Here is a 15,620-nt window from a genome sequence, read left to right on the forward strand (position 1 = left end):
GCCGGGCGCGGGATGCGGCCCGGACGGCTCATGGCCCATTGTGGCCGCTGCGGCAGGCGGCGCCCAGCAGGGAAGGCCCGGGCCGACAGCTGGATGACAACCGCCTCCGTGGGCAACCCTGCGCCGGGCTGGGCCGCATGCGCCACGGGATAATGGCGGCCCGTGCCCGCGACCGACCATCCCCGTGACCGAATTCGACAAGCCCTCCCTCTGGCAACGTGTTGCCCCGCTGCTGCGGGGCTTTGACTTCTGGTTGCTGCTGTTCGTGGGCATGCTGGCGTCGGCGGGGCTGATCGCCATGTACTCCTCGGGCTTTGACCACGGCACGCGCTTCACCGACCATGGGCGCAACATGCTGATCGCGGCGGCCATCCTCTTTGTGGTGGCCCAGATTCCCCCGCAGCAGCTCATGAAGGTGGCCGTGCCGCTGTACATGCTGGGCGTGGCGTTGCTGGTGGCGGTGGCGCTGTTCGGCATCACCAAGAAGGGGGCGCAGCGCTGGGTCAACGTGGGTGTGGTGATCCAGCCCAGCGAACTGCTGAAGATCGCCACGCCGCTGATGCTGGCCTGGTGGTTTCAGCGCCGCGAGGGCCAGCTGCGCGGCACGGACTTCGTGATCGCCATGGTCCTGCTCCTGGTGCCCGTGGGGCTGATCATGAAGCAGCCCGACCTGGGCACCTCGCTGCTGGTGATGGCCGCAGGCCTGTCCGTGATCTTTTTCGCGGGCCTGCCCTGGAAACTCATCGTGCCGCCCGTGCTGGCCGGCGCCATCGGCATCACGCTTATCGTGCTGTACGAGCCCCAGCTATGCGCCGACGGCGTGCGCTGGCCCGTGCTGCATGAATACCAGCAAACCCGTGTCTGCACCCTGCTGGACCCCACACGCGATCCGCTGGGCAAGGGATTCCACATCATCCAGGGGATGATCGCCATCGGTTCGGGCGGCGTCTGGGGCAAGGGCTTCATGGCGGGCACTCAGACCCACCTGGAGTTCATCCCCGAGCGCACGACCGACTTCATCTTCGCGGCCTATTCCGAGGAGTTCGGACTGGTCGGCAACCTGTTCATCATCGTCTCCTTCCTGCTGCTGGTCTGGCGCGGGCTGGCCATCGCCATCCAGGCCAACTCGCTGTTCGCGCGGCTCATGGCGGCAGCCGTGGCCATGATCTTCTTCACCTATGCCTTCGTGAACATGGGCATGGTCAGCGGCATCCTGCCCGTAGTCGGCGTGCCGCTGCCCTTCATCAGCTATGGCGGCACGGCCATGGTCACGCTGGGGCTGGCGCTGGGCGTGCTGATGTCGGTTGCGCGCTCGCAGCGGCAACTGCCGGGCGAGGGCGGCGGGCCGCTCTGAATCGCACTTTGCGGCGCCAAAGGCGCCCGCAAATGTCAAAGAGTCTGGATGCCTGCGGTATCCGGCGTCGCATTCCTTCCTGTGATTTGGCTTGGAAAATGAGACTCCAAAAGCGCTGGTTGCTCCTTTTTTGATAGTTTCTGCGGGAGTCTGCTCACTTGCCACCGCCGCCAGGGCAGGCTACAAAGCAAGTGCGGACATGGGCCAGCATGTTCGCCATCCACGCGGATGCATGCCTACGGAATGCCGCTCAGCCTGGTGGAGCGGCATTCCGTTCTTTTTTGTGGGTTGGCAAGCCGCTGGCCGCAGCCGTTGCACGGCGAGGGCATGGCCGGCTCTCTACAATGCGTGAATGATCTCCCGCGAACCCACCATTGAACGCCTGGCCACAGCGCGCCAGTTGCTGCTTGAGCCCTTCGGGCTCGATGAAACCCATCTCGCGCGCGCACTGGCCGAGATCCGCAGCCACCAGGTCGACGACGCCGACCTCTACTTCCAGTACACCCGCGCCGAAGGCTGGAGCCTGGAAGAGGGCATCGTCAAGACCGGCAGCTTCAGCATCGACCAGGGCGTGGGCGTGCGTGCGGTCAGTGGCGAGAAGACGGCATTTGCCTATTCCGACGATATTTCCGAAGCCTCGCTGCTGGATGCCGCGCGCACCGTGCGCTCCATCTCGGGCGCGGCCCAGAGCAAGCGCGTGCGCGCCAATGCTCCCAAGATTGCGCAAAGCCGCTCGCTGTATCCCGGTCTGGATCCCATCGCCACGCTGGACAGCACGGCCAAGGTCGAGCTGCTGGGCAAGGTCGAGAAACTGGCCCGCGCCAAGGACCCGCGCGTGGTCCAGGTCATGGCCGGCCTGGCCAGCGAGTACGACGTGGTGCTGGTGGCCCGTGCCGATGGCACGCTGGCGGCCGACGTGCGGCCGCTGGTGCGCCTGTCGGTTACCGTGATCGCCGAGCAAAAGGGCCGGCGTGAGGTGGGCTCTGCCGGCGGCGGTGGCCGTTTCGGGCTGGCCTATTTCAGCGACGAGCAGATCACCCAGTACGTGGACGAGGCCGTGAGCGCGGCCCTCACCAACCTGGAATCCCGTCCCGCGCCGGCTGGCGAGATGACCGTGGTGCTTGGCCCCGGCTGGCCCGGCGTGCTGCTGCACGAAGCCGTGGGACACGGTCTGGAAGGCGACTTCAACCGCAAGGGCGCCAGCGCCTTCAGCGGCCGCATCGGCCAGCGCGTGGCTGCCAAGGGCGTCACCGTGCTGGATGACGGCACGCTGGCCGATCGCCGCGGCTCGCTCAACGTCGATGACGAAGGCTGCACCAGCCAGAGCAATGTGCTGATCGAGGACGGCATCCTCAAGGGCTACATCCAGGACGCGATGAATGCCCGCCTGATGGGCGTCAAGCCCACGGGCAACGGCCGCCGCGAAAGCTATGCCCACATTCCCATGCCGCGCATGACCAACACCTACATGCTCGGTGGCGACCGGGAGCCGCAGGAAATCGTGGCCTCGATCAAGAAGGGCCTGTACGCCACCAACTTCGGCGGCGGCCAGGTCGATATCACCAGCGGCAAGTTCGTGTTCTCCGCCAGCGAGGCCTATTGGGTCGAGAACGGCAAGATCCAGTACCCCGTCAAGGGCGCGACCATCGTGGGCAGCGGCCCGGAATCGCTCAAGCACATCACCATGATCGGCAACGACATGCGCCTGGACAGCGGCGTTGGCACCTGTGGCAAGGAAGGCCAGAGCGTGCCCGTGGGCGTGGGCCAGCCCACGCTGCGCATCGACGGCCTGACGGTGGGCGGCACGGCCTGACGGTCCCATGCCCGCGCCCTGCACGGCAGGCCGGGCCCTGTCCTGCCTGACGCGGCCCGCCGCGTTCGGTGGGCGCCGTCCGGCGCCGATTCCATGACCCAGCTTTCCTTTTCCTCCCGGCCAGGCCCGCGGACCTCCGTCCATCCCCTGCGCAGCCTGCCGAAGCAATGGCGTGCCTGGGCCGGCGAGTCGCGGCTGAGCCGCTTCTGGCAGCATGAGCTGATCGTGGGCGACCTGCAGCCCATGCACCAGCAACTGGCCTTGCTGGCCGTCGCGCTGGACGAGTCCGTGCGCGTGCGCTATGCGGGCAGCGCACGCCCCGCGGTCGAAGACGCCATACAGCAGCTTGACCTGGCGGTGCTGGACCACCAGCACTTTCTCACCACGCTGGCCACGGGCTGGCATGCCCTCTACGAATTTCCTGCCTACCAGCGTCTGCTCAAAGGCTTCAGGGAGGCCGTCCACGCCTGGCAGCAGTCCGTGCTGGTGGGCGATGCCCAGGAGCCCGAGCACTTCCGCCGCTGCGAGCGCCTGGGCTGGCGTCTACTGGGCGATGCCTGCCTGCTGACAGACATGTTTGCCGAATCCGCTGCCGTGGCCGGCGAAGCCGATGTGACTGCCATCCTGTCTGGTTACAAGGCGCGCCGATGGCAACCCTTGAGCGCCGTGCGCAGGGCCCTGCGCAGGCTGCGTGACGCATTGCTGCGGCGTTGATCGCGCCCTTGCGTGACGCGCAGATGCATCATTTCCCGGGGTTTGCACGTTTTCATGGCCGATGGCAATAAAACTGCATGGCGTCGTGATTTTCTACATATGCCTGAAGAATTTTTGCGTGAAACTGAGAAAAAAGCAGTTTTATTGCGTCAATGATTTTGTGCTTTCTCTCTGTGGCACGGTGAAGGGCTGCTTCCCCGCCCTCATGTCCATGTTGCACTGCGAAAAATGACTGTGCTACATTCGATCCCCATGCAAGCCCGTGCCTCCTTCTACTTTTACTTTTGGTTCTCCTCCCCGGCGGAAGAGAGGTAAGCGCGCGCACCCGAACAAACCTCCCTCAAAACCGCCGAAGCTGTAAAGCCCGGCGGTTTTTTGTTTTTCCCTCCCGATTCTTCGCTCCGTTTTCCACGATCCATCTTTCCTCACGAAAGCAAGCAATGACTGCTCATCAAGCTTCCCTCGCCGATTCCTGGTATCGCGGCGGTTCCCAAAAGACTGGCCAAACCGACGACGCACGTATCAAGGACATCACCGTGTTGCCCCCTCCCGAGCACCTCATTCGCTTCTTCCCCATCCGCGGTACGGCCGTCGAAACCCTGATCGGCGACACCCGCCGCACCATCCACAACATCATGGCTGGCGAGGATGACCGCCTGCTGGTCATCGTCGGCCCCTGCTCCATCCACGATCCGGCGGCCGCCATCGAGTACGCACGCCGCCTGGCGCCCATACGCGAGCAGTACAAGGACACGCTGGAGATCGTGATGCGCGTGTACTTCGAAAAGCCGCGCACCACCGTGGGCTGGAAGGGTTTGATCAACGATCCCTACCTGGACCAGAGCTACCGCATCGACGAAGGCCTGCGCATTGCGCGGCAACTGCTGATCGACATCAACCGCCTGGGCGTGCCGGCCGCCAGCGAGTTCCTGGACGTGATCTCGCCCCAGTACATCGCCGATCTGATCAGCTGGGGCGCCATCGGTGCGCGCACCACGGAAAGCCAGGTCCACCGTGAACTGGCCTCGGGCATCTCGGCGCCCATCGGCTTCAAGAACGGCACGGACGGCAACATCCGCATCGCCACCGACGCCATCCAGTCGGCCAGCCGCGGCCACCACTTCCTGTCCGTGCACAAGAATGGCCAGGTTGCCATCGTGAACACGGCAGGCAACCAGGATTGCCACGTCATCCTGCGCGGCGGCAAGACCCCCAACTACGACGCGGCCAACGTGGCCGCTGCCTGCGAGGATCTGGAAAAGGCCGGCCTGCCTCCCACGCTGATGGTGGACTGCAGCCACGCCAACAGCTCCAAGCAGCATGAGCGCCAAAAGGATGTGGCACGCGACATCGCCGGACAGATCAGCGGCGGCTCGCGCAGCGTCTTCGGCGTGATGATCGAGGGTCATCTCGTGGGCGGTGCCCAGAAGTTCACGCCCGGCAAGGATGAGGTGGCTGCGCTGACCTATGGCCAGAGCATCACTGATGCCTGCCTGGGCTGGGATGATTCCCTGGCAACGCTGGCCGAACTGTCCGACGCCGTGCAGCAGCGCCGCGTCAAGCATCCCGAGCCGGCTGCGGCCCTGGTTGCCGCCTGAGCCGGAAAAGAAAACGGGGCATGCATGCCCCGTTTTTTCTATGTCCCGGTTTTCTTGTTCAGTGTGGCGGCGTGGCGTCCGGCGGGGTCAGTCCGCCCTGGTTCAGCGTGTCGTCTATGCCCAGCAGCAGAACCAGCAACTGGCGCTTGTCGAATGCCACGGGCTGGCTCCATTCGTGCTCGGCCAGTGGATGCACGTGGCTTTGGCAGGGCAGCTGGCCGCGGGCATCGACCACGGCACGCAGCCGGGGCAGGAAAACCCACTGCAGCCATTCCTGCAGCTTGAGCGTGTCGTACATGAACGGCATGGTCGATGCCATGGCCTCAGGGCTGGGCGCCACGGCCGACCAGAGGCTCTGGCTGCGCAACTCGTCTTCGAGTTGCTGCAACTGGTCGAGCAGTTTCTGGTGCGTGGTGTCGGTTGTCATGCGGTGAGGTCCATGAAAAAACGGGGCCAAATCTGTCGGCCATTGTACGTTTGCACCTTTGGGCAGGCGCTGGCAGGCCTTGAAACACCTGCTGGCGGCAGTGCCGACTCCAGCGCCGGTGCCAGTCTCTGGCACTTGAGGCATGTCAGCTTGCCCGGGGTGTGGAAAAGGCGCTTGCGGTTAAGCTCAGGGCATGAGTGACAGCCCTGTCTGCATGAGCAGGCACAGGGCCGTATCCCGTAATGAAGAGAGGAGTTCCATGCGCAGCGAAGTGATTGTGGTGTTGGATGCCGGACAAGAGTACCGCACGGACACCAGCGGGCTCACCCCCATGAGTTCCGATGAAGGACGGCATTGGCTGGACCAGCAGTTCATCTCCATGGACTGCGAACCCCTGCGCGCCAGCGGCAAGGTTCTGCTGGCCGACAAGCTGGTGGTGGTGGCGCGTGCGGCGCGTTCGCGCTCCGGGCTGTTCGACGACGAGCAATGGCGCAACAGCTATGCCGTGGCCGCCCAGGCCGTGCTGTCCAAGCCGCTGATCCGTGTCGATGTGCCGGCCATGTCCATCAGTTACTGACGACGGACAGATAGCGATACAGCAAAGAGGCCTGGGCATGACCCGGGCTTCTTTCATTGGGGGCTGTGCCCGGTTCAGCCTGCGGCTTGCAGCGCCGCCAGCAGCTTGGGGTGAATGCCGCCGAAGCCGCCATTGCTCATGCACACCACGTGGTCACCGGGGCGTGCGGCTGCGCGGATCTGCCCGATCAGCGTATCGATGTCTGCAGCCACCTGCGCCTTGTGTCCGGCTCCCACGCCCAGGGGGCGCAGCGCCTCGGCAGCATCCCAGTCCAGGCCGGCCGTGTGGCAGAACACCAGATCGGCACTTTCCAGGGCCCAGGGCAGTTGCGACTTCATGGTGCCCAACTTCATGGTGTTGCTGCGCGGCTCGAACACCGCCAGGATGCGTGCCTGGCTGCCGAGCTTGCGGCGCAGGCCGTCCAGCGTGGTGCGGATGGCCGTGGGATGGTGGGCGAAGTCGTCGTAGACGGACACGCCACCCGCCATGCCGCGCAGCTCCATGCGTCGCTTGACGTTCTGAAAGCGCGCCAGCGCTTCGCAGGCCTGGGCCGGCGTCACGCCCACATGCGCGGCCGCTGCAATGGCGGCCAGCGCATTGAGCTGGTTGTGCTCTCCGGTCAGTGCCCATTCCAGGCGCGCGACCTTGTGGCCACGGTGCAGCACGTCGAAGGCGCTGGGATCGCCCTGGGCACAGAAATCGCTGACCACCGCACCGAAGCTGGAGACCTCGCTCCAGCAGCCCTGGTGCAGCACGCGGGTGATGCTTTCCTCTATGCCGTTGACCACCAGCCGCCCGGAGGCGGGAACGGTGCGAACGAGATGGTGGAACTGGCGTTCGATGGCACCGAGGTCCTCGAAGATGTCGGCGTGGTCGAACTCCAGGTTGTTGAGCACGGCCGTGCGCGGGCGGTAGTGCACGAACTTGCTGCGTTTGTCGAAGAAGGCCGTGTCGTATTCATCGGCCTCGATGACGAAGACGGGCTCCGCGCCGGCCGGCCCCTGGCCTGGCGTCGGTCGGCTGGATGCGCCCAGGCGGGCCGAGACGCCGAAGTCCAGCGGCACGCCGCCGACCAGAAAGCCGGGAGCCAGGCCTGCGCATTCGAGAATCCAGGCCAGCATCGACGTCGTGGTCGTCTTGCCGTGGGTGCCGGCCACGGCCAGCACATGGCGCGGGCAGGACGGATGGTGCAGCACCTGTTCGCAAAGCCATTGCGGACCGCTGGTGTAGGGAGCGCCGCTTTCAAGAATCGCCTCCATCAGCGGGAACTTGGGGGTGCCGTCGGGCAGCCGCGCGCGGCTGACCACGTTGCCCACGACATACATGTCGGGTTGCAGGGCCATCTGGTCGGCGCCGTAGCCCTCGATCAGGTCGATGCCCAGTGCACGCAACTGATCGCTCATCGGCGGATAGACGCCGGCGTCGCAGCCTGTGACGCGGTGCCCAGCCTCGCGCGCCAGTGCGGCCAGTCCGCCCATGAAGGTGCCGCAGATGCCCAGAATATGTATGTGCATGGCCGGGCATTCTACGGTTGCCGTCATGTCCGGGAGGGCTGTCCTGCAAAAACAGGAGCTTGCGGCCCAGCAGGCGCGGGGTCCCGGAAACACAAGGTTGCGAAATCGCCGTTGCAAGGCGCTGGCGGGAACGTGCAAAGCCCGTCTGCGGCCGGCGGTGCCGCGGCTTGGGTCACAATGGCCCGGGGCCATCCGCAGGGAAGGCCTCTTATATATATGTAGGGATACAGCGGATCGGAAAGCCATGGACCAAGCCACTGCCGAAATTGCCCAGACCGCGGCCCGCCTCGTGGTCGAGGAAGGGCTGGAATGGGGGGCTGCCAAGCACCGCGCACTTCGCCAGCTGGGGCTGCCCGCGCGCACCGCGCTGCCGGGAAACGACCTGGTGGAAGAGGCCGTGCGCGAATACATTGCCCTGTTCTGCGCCGACACCCAGCCCCAGGAACTGCAGGCCCTGCGCGAACTGGCCCTGCAATGGATGGACCGCCTGGCCGAGTTCCGACCCCATCTGGCCGGCGCCGTCTGGCGCGGCACAGCCACCCGCCTGTCCGATATTTACCTGCAGCTGTTCTGCGACGACCCCAAGTCGGCCGAGATCGCGCTGATCAACCAGCATGTGGAGTACGAGCCCAGCACCGTCACCGGCTTTACGGGGCAGAACGTGGAGGCCTTGAGCATCCACGCCTTCTGCCGCCCTTTGAACGAGTCCGTGGGCGTGCATCTGCTGGTGTACGACCATGATGATCTGCGTGGTGCACTCAAGCCCGACGGCCAGGGGCGCAGCCCGCGCGGCAGCGCCGAGGCGCTGCGCAGGCTGTTGGATCAGGATGAAGAGGAGGCCGACCGTGGCTGATTCAGTGGATGCAGGGCAAAACACATCTTCCCGCCGCCGTTGGCTGATGGGCGGCGTTGCCGCCGCCGCAGGCCTGGGTGGAGCAGGGTTTGCGTGGTGGCGCTTTCAGCCGCACGCCATGGATGCCAGTGCCGAAGAGCAGCTGTGGCAGCAGCGCTTCATCACGCCCGATGGCTCGGCCATGACGCTGTCACGCTGGCGCGGCAAACCGGTGCTGGTCAATTTCTGGGCCACCTGGTGCCCGCCCTGTGTGCGCGAGCTGCCCACGCTCGATGCCTTCTCGGCGCGCCAAAACCAGCATGGTATTCAGGTCATTGGCCTGGCTGTGGACAAGCCGGAGGCCGTGCAGCGCTTCCTGGGTCGCACACCGCTGCGTTTCCCTGTGGCGCTGGCGGTGGAAGGCGGTCTGGGCCTGACCCGCTCGCTGGGCAATCTGCAGGGCGGACTGCCCTTCACCGTGCTGCTCGGCGAAGATGGCATGGTGCAGCAACGTAAAATAGGTGAGCTTACTACCGAAGATCTGGCTTCCTGGAGCGCAAAAGGCTGATTTTTCGCATCATCGAAGCTGTGAAAGCTCAGGAAATGCCCTGAATTCCATGGCGACGTTGATGAAAAATATGCCTCAAAGCACGCAGAAGGGCGAAATTGGAGTAAATTCGCGCCCTATTTAGTTGTTAGCCGCTGGAGCTCCCATGGATTTGCGAAAACTCAAGACCCTCATTGATCTGGTGTCCGAATCGAACGTGTCGGAACTGGAGATCACCGAAGCAGAGGGCAAGGTCCGGATCGTCAAGAGCGAAGGCGCCGTGGTGCAGCACTATGTGGCAGCGCCCATGCAGGCTCCCATGGCCGCGCCGATGGCGGCACCCGTCGCCGCTGCCCCCGCAGCGCCCGTGGCGGCACCGGCCGAGGCAGCCGTCTCCGGCCACGTGGTGAAGTCGCCCATGGTCGGCACTTTCTACCGCGCCTCCAGCCCTGGCGGCAAGCCCTTCGTGGAAGTGGGCAACCAGGTCAAGGAAGGCGAGACCATCTGCATCATCGAAGCGATGAAGATTCTCAACGAGATCGAAGCCGACAAGAGCGGCACGATCACGCGCATCCTGGGCGAAAACGGCCAGGCGGTAGAGTACGGCCAGCCCCTGTTCGTGATCGAGTAACCTGCAGGCGAGCGATGCCGCAAGCGGCACGACGCCCTGGCGCGAACGCATGCCGCGGCGCGACAGAGCAATTGGCTCAACTGACGGCTTCGGCCTGCGTACCGGCGCAGGCACCAAGTCGCGAGGACCTTCATGTTTAAGAAAATTTTGGTTGCCAACCGGGGCGAGATTGCCCTGCGCATCCAGCGCGCCTGCCGTGAACTGGGCATCAAGGCGGTGATGGTGTATTCCGAGGCCGACCGTGACGCAAAGTACGTCAAGCTGGCCGATGAGGCCGTGTGCATCGGCCCCGCGCCTTCGCCGCTGAGCTACCTCAACATGCCGGCCATCATCTCGGCCGCCGAGGTGACCGACGCCGAGGCCATCCACCCCGGCTACGGCTTTCTCAGCGAGAACGCCGACTTTGCCGAGCGGGTGGAAAAGAGCGGTTTCACCTTCATCGGCCCCACGCCCGAGAACATCCGCACCATGGGTGACAAGGTCTCGGCCAAGCAGGCCATGATCAAGGCAGGCGTCCCCTGCGTGCCCGGCTCGGATGGCGAGCTGCCTGACGATCCCGTGCAGATCCGCCGCATCGCCAAGGCCGTGGGCTATCCGGTGATCATCAAGGCCGCAGGCGGCGGCGGTGGCCGTGGCATGCGCGTGGTGCATACCGAGGCGGCGCTGATCAATGCCGTGCAGATGACCAAGGCCGAGGCCGGTGCGGCCTTCGGCAATCCGGCCGTCTACATGGAAAAGTTCCTGCAGAACCCGCGCCATGTGGAAATCCAGATCCTGGCGGACAACCACCGCAACGCGGTCTACCTGGGCGAGCGCGACTGCTCCATGCAGCGCCGCCACCAGAAGGTCATCGAGGAAGCGCCGGCTCCGGGCATTCCGCGCCGCCTGGTCGAGAAGATCGGCGAGCGCTGCGCCGCTGCCTGCAAGAAGCTGGGCTACCGTGGCGCCGGCACCTTCGAGTTCCTCTTTGAAAACGGCGAGTTCTACTTCATCGAGATGAACACCCGCGTGCAGGTGGAGCATCCGGTGACCGAACTGATCACGGGCGTGGACATCGTGCGCACCCAGATCATGGTGGCCGCAGGCGAGAAGCTGCCCTTCACCCAGCGCCAGATCAATGCCCAGCTCAAGGGCCATGCGATCGAGTGCCGCGTGAATGCCGAGGATCCCTACAACTTCATGCCGTCGCCGGGCCGCATCACCATGTGGCATGCCCCCGGTGGCCCCGGCGTGCGCGTGGACTCGCACGTCTACAACAACTACTTCGTGCCGCCGAACTACGACTCCATGATCGGCAAGATCATCGTCCACGGCGACACGCGCGAGCAGGCGCTGGCGCGCATGCGCACGGCGCTGCTGGAGACCGTGGTCGAAGGCATCAAGACCAATATCCCGCTGCATCAGGATCTGATGGTGGACGCCAAGTTCATGGAAGGCGGCACCAACATCCACTACCTGGAAGAGTGGCTGGCGCACCGCAACGCCAACAAGCGTTGAGCAGGTCGCCCGATTGACCCTGCATGCTGGCCCCCGGCGACGGCGGCCAGCATTTTCATTTATTGCATAGAAAAGGATGGGCCCATGTTCGAGTTGAGCCTGCTGTGCCCGGAAGACCGGGTTGAGACCGTCAGCGATGCGCTGGATGCGCTGGACGCCCTGAGCGTATCGGTGGAGGATGCCGATGCGCAGACCGAGGCCGAGCAAGCCCTGTTCGGCGAGCCCGGCATGCCGCCGCCCAAGGACGGCTGGCAGCGCAGCCGCCTGGTGGCGCTGTTCCCCTCGCAGCAAGCGGCCGAAGAGGCGCGTGATCTGCTGCTGCCCCAGGACTTCTTCGAGGGCTGCAGCATCATCGCCGTCAAGCAGGTGCCGGAGCAGGACTGGGTGCGCCTGACGCAGTCGCAGTTCGCCCCGGTGGACATCACGCCCGAATTCTGGATTGTTCCCACCTGGCACGAGCTGCCGCCCGAGGCGCGCGTGAGCATCCGCCTGGACCCGGGCCTGGCCTTTGGCACGGGCACGCACCCGACCACGCGCATGTGCCTGCGCTGGATCGCCCGCCAGCCCCAAGGCAGTCTTGGCCGCACGCTGGACTACGGCTGCGGCTCTGGCATCCTGGCCATTGGCGCGGCCAAGTTCGGTGCCACCGACATCGACGCGGTGGACATCGACCCGGCAGCCGTGGAGTCCACGCGCTACAACGCCGACGCCAACGCCGTGCAACTGAAGGCGGGCCTGCCCGATGCCTGCAACGGCGAATACCGCACCGTGCTGGCCAACATCCTGGCCACGCCGCTCAAGGTGCTGGCGCCGCTGCTGTGCGGCCGCGTGGCAGCGGGTGGGAGCCTGGTGCTGGCCGGTATCCTGGAGCGCCAGGCCGACGAGCTCAAGGAGGCCTATGCGCCGTACCTGGCGCTGGAAGTGGCCGACAGCGAAGATGGCTGGATCCTGATGACCGCGCGCCGCGCGGCCTGATTTCCGGCCCGAGTCCCCGCGCGGCCGCCGCCTTCGTGGCGCGGGCCGCGAGCAGCTGCCTACAATCGATCGCTGATGAGCCAAGTCACCCGCTGTCCTGCCTGTGGAACCCGCTTCAAAGTGGTGGCCGACCAGCTGCGAATTTCGCAGGGGTGGGTGCGCTGCGGCGTCTGCCATGAAGTGTTCGATGCCTCCGAGGACCTGCAGCCCCTGCCCACGGCACCTGTGAACGCGGCCGGCACCTCGGTGGCCGGCACTCCGGTGGCCGGCGGGGCATCGCACAACCCGGCCGAATTCGAGGACGATGACATCCGCGAATTCAGGGAATCCATGTGGCTGCCGACGGCGCCGAGCGGATTGCCGGGGCGGGGTGCATCGGGGCCTGCTGCACCTGTTGCACCCTCTGTACCTGCCGCACCTGCGGTATCCACCGCAACCACGGCTGCGGCTGCCAGGGCTGAGCCTTCGCCGTCCATGCCGCCGGCCGAGGTGCCGGCTCCAGAGGCCCCGCCCTCGCACCCTGTGACCGCGAAGGACCCCTCCGCCAGCGCCGCCGAAGAGTCGGGCAGCGCGCTGCCTGGAGCGTCGCTGGTGGACGAGATCCTGGCTGCGTCCCGGGCAGCGCCGAAGTCCCCGCCCGCCGCCCAGGCCGAGCAGGCCGTTGACGGCCTGCTCGGACCCGAGCCTGACACTGCGGCTCCTGTGCCCGCACCGGCAGAGGATGAGGAAGGCGCGCCGTTCACACGGCCCCATAAGCCATCCGACAAGTCGTCCGATGCGCCTGCGCCGTCCGTGCCAACCGGCCTGCTGCGGGAATCGGAGCCGCAGGCGCAGGCCTCCGTGCCTTCGCCGGAGTTTTCCCGCTGGCCGGACAGCGATGGCGAGGGCAGCGGTGAGGCTGCGGCCGCGCTGCCCGAGGCCGAGCCCGGCTTTGTGCGCCAGGCGCGGCGCAAGGCCTTCTGGCGCCGGCCTGCCGTGCGCGTGGCGCTTGTGCTGGGCAGCCTGCTGGGCGTGGGCGCCTTGGCAGGCCAGGTCATGTGGGGCCAGCGCGATGCGCTGGCCGTGCAGCATCCTTCGCTGGCGCCCGCGCTGCAGGCCCTGTGCGCCATGGCGGGCTGCGAGCTGCAGCCGCGCCGCCAGATCGGCGATGTGGTGATCGGCAGTTCGGGCTTTCGGCAGTTGCCGCGCAGCGGCCAGTACCAGTGGAGCCTGAGCCTGGAGAACCGTTCCGACTTCCCCGTGGCCATGCCCGCTGTCGAACTCACGCTCACCGATGCCCAGGACAAGCTGCTGCTGCGGCGCGTGATCCGGCTTGACCAGTTCGGCGCGCCCGCGCAGATCGAGGGCCATGGCGAGTGGAGCGTGACGGCCCCGGTCGAAGTGCAAGGCCTGGAGGCGGCCGTGGCCGGCTATCGCGCCCTGGTTTTTTATCCCTGAATCCCCCTGACTTTTCAAGAAAGCCGAGACACACCATGGCCGCTCTCATCTGCGGATCGCTTGCGTTCGACAACATCATGACCTTCGAGGGAAGGTTTGCCGACCAGATCCTGCCTGACCAGTTGCACATCCTCAATGTGTCCTTCCTGGTGCCCACGCTGCGCCGCGATTTCGGCGGCTGCGCCGGCAACATCGCCTACGCTCTGCGCTTGCTGGGCGGCGATGCCTGGCCCATGGCCATGGTGGGCAGCGACGGCGCCGGCTATGTGCAGCGCCTCGACGAACTGGGCGTGAAGACCGCGCACATCGGCCAGCTGCAGGACACGCACACGGCCCAGTGCATGATCATGACGGACCGTGACAACAACCAGATCACGGCCTTCCACCCGGGCGCCATGATGCAGGCCCACGGCAACCGCATCACGCCAGAGCTCAAGGAGCAGGTGCGCGTGGGCATCATTGCACCCGATGGCCGCCAGGCCATGCTCGAGCATGCCCAGCAGTTCAAGGCGGCCGGCATTCCCTTTGTGTTCGATCCGGGCCAGGGCCTGCCCATGTTCGATGGCCAGGAGCTGCGCAGCTTCATCGAGCAGGCTGACTGGGTGGCCGTGAACGACTACGAGGCCCGCATGCTCAGCGAGCGCACGGGCTGGAGCCTGGAGCAGATTTCCGGGCAGGTGCAAGGCCTGGTGGTGACGCTGGGGGCAGAGGGCTGCGAGGTCTGGGTGCAAGGCGCCAAGACCCTGGTGGCGCCGGTGCAGCCCGCCGCCGTGGTCGATCCCACGGGATGTGGCGACGCATGGCGTGGCGCCATGCTGTTCGGCCTGGAGCGTGGCTGGGACCTGGTGCGTTGCGCCGAACTGGGCAACCGCCTGGGCGCGCTCAAGATTGCCAGCCGTGGCCCGCAGAACTACGTGCTGGACTTCGCCCAGCCCTGAAGCCGGGATCACCGGCCGGCGGCGCAGCCGCCGTCTTCACAATGAAAAAAGCCCGACTCCAAAGAGCCGGGCTTTTTGCTTTGAGACCGGAAAAGTCTCAGGGCTTGTTGCCTGTGGGGAAGGGCCATGCGGCTTGGGGAGCCAGGCGGGTTTGCGCGATGGGCGCGGGTGCGGCAGCGGGAGCTGCAGGCGCGGCAGCGGCGGGAGCTGCTGCGGCCTTCTTGGGGGCAGCGGCCTTCTTCGGGGCTGCAGCCTTCTTGGCGGGAGCGGCAGGAGCTGCTGCGGCCTTGGCGGGCGCTGCGGCAGGCTTGGCAGCTGCAGCGGGCTTCTTGGCAGCAGCAGGAGCGGCAGCCTTCTTGGCGGGAGCAGCGGCCTTCTTCGCGGCAGGTGCAGCAGCCTTTGTGGCAGCGGGAGCAGCGGCCTTCTTGGCAGCAGGAGCAGCAGCCTTCTTGGCAGGAGCAGCGGCCTTCTTTGCGGCAGGTGCAGCAGCCTTCTTGGCGGGAGCGGCGGCCTTCTTTGCAGCAGGAGCAGCAGCCTTCTTGGCGGGAGCGGCAGCCTTCTTTGCAGCAGGAGCAGCAGCCTTCTTGGCAGGAGCGGCGGCCTTCTTTGCAGCAGGAGCAGCAGCCTTCTTGGCAGGAGCGGCGGCCTTCTTTGCAGCAGGAGCAGCAGCCTTCTTGGCAGGAGCGGCGGCCTTCTTTGCAGCAGGAGCAGCAGCCTTCTTGGCAGGAGCGGCGGCCTTCTTTGCAGCAGGAGCAGCAGCCTTCTT

Annotated in this window: 15 protein-coding genes; 12 read left to right on the forward strand and 3 right to left on the reverse strand. The window is 65.9% G+C overall.

Annotation, left to right across the window (positions count from 1 at the left end):
* The first annotated feature begins 184 nt into the window (after positions 1-184).
* From rodA to LGR64_RS25105, 4 genes are all read left to right on the forward strand, one after another.
* Positions 185-1,354: a rod shape-determining protein RodA gene (rodA, locus tag LGR64_RS25090; protein WP_013804102.1), complete on the forward strand. Its 1,170-nt coding sequence runs from the start codon at positions 185-187 to the stop codon at positions 1,352-1,354.
* A 352-nt stretch (positions 1,355-1,706) separates the two neighbouring features.
* Positions 1,707-3,167: a metalloprotease TldD gene (tldD, locus tag LGR64_RS25095; protein ID WP_012203417.1), complete on the forward strand. Its 1,461-nt coding sequence runs from the start codon at positions 1,707-1,709 to the stop codon at positions 3,165-3,167.
* A gap of 93 nt (positions 3,168-3,260) precedes the next feature.
* On the forward strand, positions 3,261-3,881 hold the full coding sequence (locus LGR64_RS25100; RefSeq protein ID WP_141830226.1) for a hypothetical protein: 621 nt from the start codon (positions 3,261-3,263) through the stop codon (positions 3,879-3,881).
* Positions 3,882-4,321: 440 nt separating this feature from the next.
* Positions 4,322-5,479: a 3-deoxy-7-phosphoheptulonate synthase gene (locus LGR64_RS25105; protein WP_012203418.1), complete on the forward strand. Its 1,158-nt coding sequence runs from the start codon at positions 4,322-4,324 to the stop codon at positions 5,477-5,479.
* A gap of 58 nt (positions 5,480-5,537) precedes the next feature.
* On the opposite strand, the gene LGR64_RS25110 is transcribed toward LGR64_RS25105, so the two are convergent.
* The gene (locus LGR64_RS25110) at positions 5,538-5,906 is read right to left on the reverse strand and encodes a YqcC family protein (RefSeq protein WP_034390510.1); all 369 of its coding nucleotides are present in this window, start codon (positions 5,904-5,906) and stop codon (positions 5,538-5,540) included.
* Between the two features lie 259 nt (positions 5,907-6,165).
* On the opposite strand from LGR64_RS25110, the gene LGR64_RS25115 reads away from it, so the two are divergent.
* Positions 6,166-6,483: a hypothetical protein gene (locus tag LGR64_RS25115; protein WP_012203420.1), complete on the forward strand. Its 318-nt coding sequence runs from the start codon at positions 6,166-6,168 to the stop codon at positions 6,481-6,483.
* 74 nt (positions 6,484-6,557) lie between these two features.
* On the opposite strand, the gene mpl is transcribed toward LGR64_RS25115, so the two are convergent.
* Positions 6,558-7,997 (reverse strand): UDP-N-acetylmuramate:L-alanyl-gamma-D-glutamyl-meso-diaminopimelate ligase, encoded by a 1,440-nt coding sequence (mpl, locus tag LGR64_RS25120; RefSeq protein ID WP_141830224.1) that lies wholly within the window; start codon positions 7,995-7,997, stop codon positions 6,558-6,560.
* A gap of 244 nt (positions 7,998-8,241) precedes the next feature.
* Here mpl and LGR64_RS25125 point away from each other — a divergent pair, with 244 nt between their 5' ends.
* The 7 genes from LGR64_RS25125 to LGR64_RS25155 all read left to right on the forward strand — a co-directional run bounded on the left by LGR64_RS25125 (position 8,242) and on the right by LGR64_RS25155 (position 14,854).
* Positions 8,242-8,850, forward strand: a complete 609-nt coding sequence (locus LGR64_RS25125; RefSeq protein ID WP_141830221.1) for a hypothetical protein — start codon at positions 8,242-8,244, stop codon at positions 8,848-8,850.
* 46 nt (positions 8,851-8,896) lie between these two features.
* Positions 8,897-9,397 carry a TlpA family protein disulfide reductase gene (locus LGR64_RS25130; RefSeq protein ID WP_230357263.1) on the forward strand — a complete coding sequence of 167 codons (501 nt, stop codon included), beginning with the start codon at positions 8,897-8,899 and terminating at the stop codon, positions 9,395-9,397.
* Between the two features lie 145 nt (positions 9,398-9,542).
* Positions 9,543-10,007, forward strand: coding sequence for an acetyl-CoA carboxylase biotin carboxyl carrier protein (gene accB / locus LGR64_RS25135; protein ID WP_012203424.1), 465 nt, complete (start codon positions 9,543-9,545; stop codon positions 10,005-10,007).
* A gap of 132 nt (positions 10,008-10,139) precedes the next feature.
* Positions 10,140-11,504, forward strand: a complete 1,365-nt coding sequence (gene accC, locus LGR64_RS25140; protein ID WP_012203425.1) for an acetyl-CoA carboxylase biotin carboxylase subunit — start codon at positions 10,140-10,142, stop codon at positions 11,502-11,504.
* A gap of 84 nt (positions 11,505-11,588) precedes the next feature.
* On the forward strand, positions 11,589-12,479 hold the full coding sequence (prmA, locus tag LGR64_RS25145; RefSeq protein WP_141830218.1) for a 50S ribosomal protein L11 methyltransferase: 891 nt from the start codon (positions 11,589-11,591) through the stop codon (positions 12,477-12,479).
* Between the two features lie 75 nt (positions 12,480-12,554).
* A complete protein-coding gene (locus LGR64_RS25150; RefSeq protein WP_230357246.1) occupies positions 12,555-13,916 on the forward strand; it encodes a zinc-ribbon and DUF3426 domain-containing protein in 1,362 nt (453 codons plus the stop codon).
* A 35-nt stretch (positions 13,917-13,951) separates the two neighbouring features.
* Entirely contained in the window at positions 13,952-14,854 is a 903-nt protein-coding gene (locus LGR64_RS25155; protein WP_230357248.1) for a carbohydrate kinase family protein, read from the forward strand.
* Between the two features lie 97 nt (positions 14,855-14,951).
* On the opposite strand, the gene LGR64_RS25160 is transcribed toward LGR64_RS25155, so the two are convergent.
* A partial coding sequence (locus tag LGR64_RS25160; protein WP_230357251.1) for a hypothetical protein occupies positions 14,952-15,620 on the reverse strand: 669 nt, incomplete at its 5' end.

Origin of the sequence: Delftia sp. Lp-1, assembly GCF_020523835.1 — a bacterium.
Taxonomy (GTDB): domain Bacteria; phylum Pseudomonadota; class Gammaproteobacteria; order Burkholderiales; family Burkholderiaceae_C; genus Comamonas; species Comamonas acidovorans.